Consider the following 1,050-nt stretch of genomic DNA (forward strand, 5'->3'; position numbering starts at 1 on the left):
GCTGAGCCGCACCGGACTGCCCCGGTTCTTGCGTGGAAAAATATCCCCGCCGGAGGCCGGCAACGCCGAAGGCCGGGGAAATTGGGCCAAGAAGGAGGGCTAGAACGTGGAGATTGCGCATTCGGATTCCCGGAATTTGCAGGAATCCGAACTCGTGCATAAGTCCTGCTGTTCAAGGCGCTATCGGCGTGACGTTTGATGTCGATACCGTTCGGGCGCCAATACGCACCACCGCTTGCACGGTGCAGTCCCGATCCGTGCAAAGCCTTAGTTTTTCACCGCGACATAGCTACCGTTCTCGATCTTGAGGACATAGGTCCCATAGACCGGGCGGCGATCGTCCATCAGCGAATAACGACCAAAGCCGATCCGCACCGGCACGTCTGTTGTCCCATCCAGCGCCTTGCGCAGATCGTCGCGCGTCGGCTGGGGCCCGGATTTGGCCAGCGCCTCGATCAGCACCCGCATGATCGAATAGCCCACCGCCGCCCAGCTGTCGGGGGCGGCACCGGTATCCGCCTCGAACCGCTGGGCAAAGGCGCGGCTGCTATCGTCGAATCCGCCGGGGATCCACTCGCCATAGAAATGCACGCCCTCGGCGGCGGGGCCAGCGATATCCACGAATTCCGGCGAGGAGAAGATATTGAGCCCCATCACCGTGACCTTGGAATCCAGCCCCGCCTGCCGCAGTTTTGTGACGATCCCCGCGCCCTGCGCCGCATAAGAGGCAATGAAGACGCAATCGACATCAGAAAAGGCGATTTTGGTCGAGATCGAGCTGAAATCGGTATCGGTGTTCTGGACCATTTCGCGCGCGCCGATCGCGACCCCTTGCGCGGCAATGCCTTTTTCGAATTCCTGCAAAAGCTGCACATAGACCTTGATGTTCTGGATCCTGATCAGCGCACAGTTCTTCAACTTGAGCTTTTGCGCCATCACCGGCGTGGATTGCGATCTAGGCTGTGAACTCATAAACGGGATTCCGTTATGATGGCCGGCGTGATTCACTGGACCTATGGAGGGTTCAGGATGGCGCGTTTCGATCTGACG

The 1,050-nt window shown here is 59.3% G+C and carries 1 protein-coding gene; it reads right to left on the reverse strand.

The genetic code is table 11. The features are described from left to right. Positions 1–267: 267 nt before the first annotated feature. Positions 268–972, reverse strand: a complete 705-nt coding sequence (locus F3H32_RS17615) for an ABC transporter substrate-binding protein (RefSeq protein ID WP_149766946.1) — start codon at positions 970–972, stop codon at positions 268–270. Positions 973–1,050: the final 78 nt, after the last annotated feature.

Source organism: Paracoccus thiocyanatus (assembly GCF_900156255.1).
Classification (GTDB): Bacteria; Pseudomonadota; Alphaproteobacteria; order Rhodobacterales; family Rhodobacteraceae; genus Paracoccus; species Paracoccus thiocyanatus.

What these genes read in the sequence shown, in the direction of transcription:
- F3H32_RS17615 (WP_149766946.1), bottom strand. Translation starts at nt 972, where the DNA reads ATGAGTTCACAGCCTAGATCGCAATCCACGCCGGTGATGGCGCAAAAG.